This is a genomic window from Photobacterium sp. 53610 (genome assembly GCF_036409375.1).
Lineage (GTDB): Bacteria > Pseudomonadota > Gammaproteobacteria > Enterobacterales > Vibrionaceae > Photobacterium.
This window is the reverse complement of sequence record NZ_JAXOFS010000020.1, coordinates 22,214-28,798: the sequence shown is the minus strand read 5'-3', so window position 1 is coordinate 28,798 and position 6,585 is coordinate 22,214. Positions and strand designations below refer to the sequence as shown.

Annotated in this window: 5 protein-coding genes and 1 other annotated feature (1 of these 6 running past the window's edge); of the genes, 2 read left to right on the top strand and 3 right to left on the bottom strand. The window is 50.8% G+C overall.

Translation table 11 applies throughout. The annotated features are described in order from the left end of the window. Positions 1-273 precede the first annotated feature (273 nt). The 3 genes from clpB to rluD all read right to left on the bottom strand — a co-directional run bounded on the left by clpB (position 274) and on the right by rluD (position 4,684). A complete protein-coding gene (clpB, locus tag SPK40_RS22280; RefSeq protein ID WP_248144093.1) occupies positions 274-2,847 on the bottom strand; it encodes an ATP-dependent chaperone ClpB in 2,574 nt (857 codons plus the stop codon). A 132-nt stretch (positions 2,848-2,979) separates the two neighbouring features. Further along, positions 2,980-3,708, bottom strand: a complete 729-nt coding sequence (pgeF, locus tag SPK40_RS22275; RefSeq protein ID WP_330961948.1) for a peptidoglycan editing factor PgeF — start codon at positions 3,706-3,708, stop codon at positions 2,980-2,982. A 1-nt stretch (position 3,709) separates the two neighbouring features. Continuing rightward, the gene (gene rluD, locus SPK40_RS22270) at positions 3,710-4,684 is read right to left on the bottom strand and encodes a 23S rRNA pseudouridine(1911/1915/1917) synthase RluD (protein ID WP_248144091.1); all 975 of its coding nucleotides are present in this window, start codon (positions 4,682-4,684) and stop codon (positions 3,710-3,712) included. A 140-nt stretch (positions 4,685-4,824) separates the two neighbouring features. Between rluD and bamD the strand changes: the two genes are divergently transcribed. Both bamD and hpf read left to right on the top strand, forming a co-directional pair. Further along, complete coding sequence (bamD, locus tag SPK40_RS22265; protein WP_248144087.1) at positions 4,825-5,550, top strand: outer membrane protein assembly factor BamD; 726 nt, start codon at positions 4,825-4,827, stop codon at positions 5,548-5,550. A 436-nt stretch (positions 5,551-5,986) separates the two neighbouring features. Next, a complete protein-coding gene (gene hpf / locus SPK40_RS22260) occupies positions 5,987-6,346 on the top strand; it encodes a ribosome hibernation-promoting factor, HPF/YfiA family (protein WP_248144086.1) in 360 nt (119 codons plus the stop codon). Between the two features lie 123 nt (positions 6,347-6,469). Then, positions 6,470-6,585 (top strand) — a sequence feature (Phe leader region) (it continues 5 nt past the right edge of the window).

The window sequence follows — 6,585 nt, the reverse complement described above, 5'->3', positions numbered from 1 at the left end:
GTATCATTGTCGAGTGCCCACACAGATTGCATGGTCAAATTGTTAAAGAGCTTTCCGATACGGTCTTGGCTGAAGCGCCGCTCTCCGTGTCGGTGATGCGGCATTATAGAGAGTTCGATCGCCTTAGCAAGCACTAAATCATAAAAAAAAACCAACCGAGCAAAAATCACACAAAACACGATTTTTCCGTCGATTTCCGTAGCAAATCCAGTGAAGGTTCATGAAAAAAGCCTGCTGAATACAGCAGGCTTTCTATCAACACACGCTACAGGTTCATTGGCTGGCAGTAATATGGTCAGCGGTTGCTGCAAGGACAATCGGCTTATCAACCTTGAGTTTGCCCGACAGGATATCCTGCGCTAACGGATTCTCAATATATTGCTGAATCGCACGCTTCAAGGGTCGCGCACCATAAACCGGATCAAAACCGGCACTGGCAATCAGATCCAAAGCTGAATCCTCAACTTTCAGTTCAAAGCCTTTTTCTTCCAGTCGTTTGCTCAGACGCTGAATCTGAATCCGGGCAATGTCTTTAATGTGTTTGTCACCCAATGGATGGAACACAACTGTTTCGTCGACACGGTTGATAAACTCCGGACGGAAATGATGACCGACCACTTCCATGACGATTGCTTTAATCCCGTCATAATCCAGTTCACCAAAATGTTCCTGAATCCGATCCGATCCCAGGTTCGAGGTCATAATGATGACACTGTTCCGGAAATCCACCGTTCTGCCTTGCCCGTCCGTCAGACGGCCGTCATCCAGAACCTGAAGCAGAATGTTAAACACATCCGGATGCGCTTTTTCCACTTCATCCAGCAGAATCACAGAATAAGGACGACGACGCACAGCTTCCGTCAGATAACCCCCTTCTTCATATCCCACGTAACCCGGAGGCGCACCAACCAGTCTCGCAACGGAGTGTTTCTCCATGAACTCAGACATATCAATCCGCACCATAGCATCATCACTGTCGAACATGAAGTTGGCCAGCGCCTTACACAGTTCGGTTTTACCCACCCCCGTCGGGCCGAGGAATAAGAAGGAGCCAATCGGACGATTCGGATCAGACAAACCCGCACGGCTACGACGAATTGCGTTCGCCACGGAATTCACGGCTTCATCCTGACCAATGACCCGGGCGTGAAGCGCTTCTTCCATGCGCAGCAGTTTATCCCGCTCGCCTTCCAGCATCCGCGAGACCGGGATCCCCGTCTGCCGTGAAAGCACTTCGGCAATCTCTGCATCAGTAACGCGGTTTTTCAGCAGTGTCATTTCCTGCATTTCAGCCTGCGCCGCTAAATCCAGCTGTCTTTCCAGCTCAGGAATTTTGCCGTACTGCAATTCTGACATACGGTTCAGGTCACCAGCCCGCCGGGCAATTTCCATATCCGTACGGGCCTGCTCCAGCTCCGCTTTAATATGCTGAGTCCCGGACAAAGCCGCTTTTTCTGCTTTCCAGACTTCTTCCAGTTCCGCGTATTCCTTCTCTTTCGTGTCCAGCTCTTCACTAAGTACCGCCAGACGCTTCTGACTGGCATCGTCACTTTCTTTCGACAGTGCCTGCTGCTCAATTTTCAGCTGAATGATACGACGTTCGAGGCGGTCCAGCGCTTCAGGCTTGGAGTCAATTTGCATCCGGATACTGGATGCCGCTTCATCAATCAGATCGATCGCTTTATCCGGGAGCTGGCGATCTGAGATGTAACGGTGCGACAAACTCGCCGCTGCCACGATTGCCGGATCGGTAATTTCAACATGATGGTGCAGCGCATAGCGCTCTTTCAGGCCACGCAAAATCGCCACGGTATCTTCGACACTCGGCTCTTCCACCAGCACTTTCTGGAAACGACGCTCCAGTGCCGCATCTTTTTCAATAAACTGACGATATTCGTCCAGCGTCGTGGCACCAACACAGTGAAGCTCGCCACGAGCCAATGCAGGTTTCAGCATGTTGCCGGCATCCATGGCACCTTCACCCTTACCGGCACCGACCATAGTATGCAGTTCATCAATAAAGAGAATAACGCTGCCTTCTTCCTGCGCCAGTTCGTTCAGTACGGCTTTCAGACGTTCCTCAAACTCACCACGATATTTGGCACCGGCAATCAATGCCCCCATATCCAGGGATAAAACACGCTTATGACGCAGCCCTTCCGGTACCTCGCCATTGACAATGCGCTGAGCCAGTCCTTCAACAATCGCGGTCTTACCGACACCCGGTTCACCTATCAGCACCGGGTTATTTTTAGTCCGGCGTTGCAGGACCTGAATCGTACGCCGGATTTCTTCATCCCGGCCAATCACTGGATCCAGCTTGCCCTGCTCTGCGCGCTCAGTCAGATCAATGGTGAATTTTTCAAGCGCCTGACGGTTTTCTTCCGCATTCGGATCATCAACCTTCTGACCACCGCGGATCTTTTCAATGGCTGCTTCTACTTTCTGGGCATTCAGACCAAACTTGCGCAGCAGCTCACCCAGCGGACCTTTGTCATCCACCGCCGCCAGAATAAAAAGTTCAGAAGAAATGTATTTGTCTTTGCGCTTCTGGGCCAGCTTATCGCACATGTTAAACAGCACGCCCATTTGATGAGAAAGCTGCACATCACCGCCAATCCCACTGACTTTAGGCAAACGATCTAATTGCTCAGACAGACTGGAACGTAATTGAGTAATGTCGACATTGAGCAGAGTCAGCAGCGGCCGCGTTGTGCTGCTGTCCTGATTCATCAGTGCCATCATCAGATGGACAGGCTCGATATACTGATGGTCGCGACCCAAAGCCAGCGACTGCGCATCAGAAATCGCTAATTGAAACTTGCTTGTAAACCGGTCAAGACGCATAAGTCCTCCACTCTTGATATGACCTTGTCATTACCTTTTATATGGTTACGCGCTGTGTGCTTTTCAAGCATAAATTGTGCGGAGATAAAAAAAGCGGCCTGAAGCCGCTTTTAGAAAATTGGAAAATTTTGTTTACTCATCCAGCCAAATCAAACTGGCCTGACGCCCGGTCACGCCATCCCTGCGATAGGAATAAAAGCGGGCCGGATCGGCATAAGTACATTCTGTTCCGCCAAAAACTTGCGTGATTCCCAGTCGATTCAACCTGAGCGTTGCCAGCTGATATAAGTCCGCCAGCCATTTTTCACCGTGTGGTTGAAACGCTGCAGCCGCTTCGGGTTGTCCGGCAATAAACTGCTCACGGACTTCCCCGCCAACTTCGAACGCAGCTGGTCCGATAGCCGGACCCAGCCAGGCCAGAATTTGTTCTGGTTCAGCTGTAAATCTGGCAACGGTATCTTCAAGAATGCCATCGGCTAGTCCACGCCAGCCGGCATGAACCGCGCCCACTTGCGTCCCTGAACGATCACACAGTAAGACAGGCAAGCAATCGGCTGTCATCACCGTGCAAGCAATGCCGGACTGACGTGTCACACTGGCATCTGCATTCGGCACATCTTTCAGCGGCACCTGAATATCCAAAACAATGGTGCTGTGTGTCTGCGAGAGCCAGGCCGGCGCCTGAGTCAGGCCCAACTGTTGTTGCAGCCATTGCCGATTATGTATAACGGCAGCCCGCTCATCACCAACATGATCCCCCAGATTCAGCCCTTCATACGGTCCCTGGCTCATTCCGCCGGAACGTGTCGTACTGATCGCCTTTACATTGGCAGGCGCGGGCCAGTCTGGGGTAATCCACATATCAATAATCGTCCTCTGGATGATCAATCTTGTCCTGACGCAGAATCTCAACCAGTGTCACCATGTCATCCGGTGTCTCTGCGTGCCATTCCATCAGTTCACCTGTAATTGGGTGTTCCAGTCGCAGCATACGGGCATGCAGCGCCTGGCGGTCAAAGGCGCGCAAAGCCTGAATCACTTCCTGAGATGCATTACGCGGCGGACGCGGACGACCACCATATAAAGTGTCTCCTACCAGCGGGTGAGACAGATAAGCCATATGCACACGAATCTGATGCGTACGGCCCGTCTCAAGACGAAGCACAATGCTGGTATGCTCACGGAAGTGCTCTGCCACACGATAGTGTGTGATCGCCGGTTTACCCAGCTCATGGACAGCCATCGACGTACGCTTGGTTGAATGACGGCCGATTGGTTTTTCAACCACACCGCCCCCGGTCATTTTACCCATCGCAACGGCTTCATACTCACGGGTAATCTTACGTTTCTGCAATGCGCGAACCAGGCGGGTCTGACATTGAATGGTTTTCGCGACGACCATCAGGCCCGTCGTGTCTTTATCGAGACGATGGACAATGCCGGCACGCGGTACTTCTGCCAGTGACGGGCAATGATGCAGCAATGCATTCAGTACAGTACCATCTGGTGTTCCCGCTCCCGGGTGAACCACAAAGTCACGTGGTTTGTTAATCACCAGCAGGTGCTCATCTTCATAGACGATATTCAGCGGGATGTCCTGTGCAATCCAGCGCTCTTCATCTTCAATTTCAGCGACAACGGTCAGCAACTCGCCGCCCATGACTTTTGTTCGTGGTTTGGTCACCACCTCACCGTTCATGCTGACATTACCGTTGAGGATCCAGTCTTTGATACGGGAGCGTGAATAATCCGGGTACAGCTCAGCCAGAGCCTGATCCAGACGCTGACCTAACTGGCTATCGTTTACTGTGTTGCTTAACTCTATTTGCTGTGCCATAAAGAACTTTTTTAAAATACCTGAGACTAAAGCTCAAACGCTGCGTAAAATGACAATGAATAGCTGTCATTGTATCCGTTAACGCTTCAAACCGTAATGGATCAAAAAAATAAATTATGACCAAGGAAACTGACGCCGCAATGAAACGCCTGATAATCCCGACATTTCTTGCCGCTGCTATTGTCTCTGGATGTTCAAGTACAGAGGAAGTAGTCCCGGATATCCCGCCTTCAGAGCTCTATGCCAGTGCTCAGGAAGCCCTGCAAAGTGGCAGCTGGGTCACAGCCATCGAAAGGCTGGAAACCCTGGATTCACGCTATCCGTTTGGCGCTTATTCGGAGCAGGTTCAGCTTGATCTGATTTATGCATACTACAAAAACGATGACCTGGCCCTGGGCGAAGCAACCATTGACCGCTTTACCCGCCTCAATCCAACCCATGAGAAAGCCGACTGGGTCCTATACATGCGTGGCCTCACGCATATGGCGCAGGATCGTTCCTTCATGCATGACGTCTTTGACATTGACCGTCATGACCGAGATCCGGAGCCAGCCCGCCAGGCATTCCGCGACTTCAAACGCTTGCTGGAACGCTATCCGGGCAGTCCGTTTGCCGCCGATGCGAAAGCCCGTTTGGTATACCTCAAAAACCGCCTTGCGAATTATGAGTTAGCGGCGGCAGACTTCTATATCCGCCGGGAAGCGTGGGTTGCTGCAATTAATCGATGCCAGCAAATCCAGAACCTGTATCCGGATACGGAAGCTGCGAAGAAATCGCTGCCATTGATGCTGACCGCGTATGAAAAACTTGGGCTGGATACACCGGCACAACATACCCAGCGTCTCATTGCTTTGAATCCGGTTTAAGCCCTCCTGATACAACAAACGGCAGCCACTGGGCTGCCGTTTTTGATCTGGTGCGGTGCAACTGATGATTTACTTTCTTTGTTCTTCTTTATTCTTTCTTTGAATGCTTTCCTGAATGTTTTCGCTTTCTACTTCTTCTCAACCTTGAATTTCATCTCTCGGCCGCATGCTCGGCCTCTCCCGGAACTGTCTCAAGGCCGAAAAAAACCCCTGAGCAGCACTGGCCGCCAGTCAAGAGATAACTTCATACTGCCGTAATCACCAGAGGCTCGACAAGCGATTTTTCGTCATTTTCTTGTCACAAAGCAGAGCAAGTCACATAAATAAATTGGTGGATTAATTTACTTTTCAAAGTTGATCCAGATCACTTTATTACCTCTTCAGAAGAGTAATCTGAAGTTAACCCACCAAGGGGTAGCAAAACAGGAGAGAGACTATGCAAGTAGAAGTCACAGGCAAAAACATTGATGTCACCCCTGCTATCCGTGAGCGCATTGAAGAGAAATTCAGTAAGTTAGAGCGCTTTCAGGTCCCACTGATTGGCAAACACGCAGTCATCAGTAAAGAACCAAACCGGCACTTCAAGGTGGAAGCAACAGCCGGCATTCCTGGAGGAAACATTGTAGCGTCCTCTGAACAGGAAAATATGTATGCAGCGATTAAAGACATGTACCACAAACTGGAGCGGCAGCTAAGCAAACAAGCGCATAAACCAGAATCTCGTCGCGCAACCCACAGCCTGAAGCCGGTCGCATCCCAGACAGAAGAATTCGAGCCTGAGGATTTCGAAGCCTGAACCCAAATCAACACGGCCCTGCTTAACGCGGGGCCGATTTATTCTTGACAAGCACAATAATTCACCCTAGGTTGATTCCTGCACGTTGACCATTCACCTTCAACCAGAGTACTGCCGACATATGATTCACGCCGCCCTGTTTTTCTTTCGCTTCTTTTTTCGCTCACCATAAGTGGGGGCTCTCGTTACGCAAGAAATAAGCGAAAGACGAACAGCAAGCCTCCCACCCGGGAGGCTTT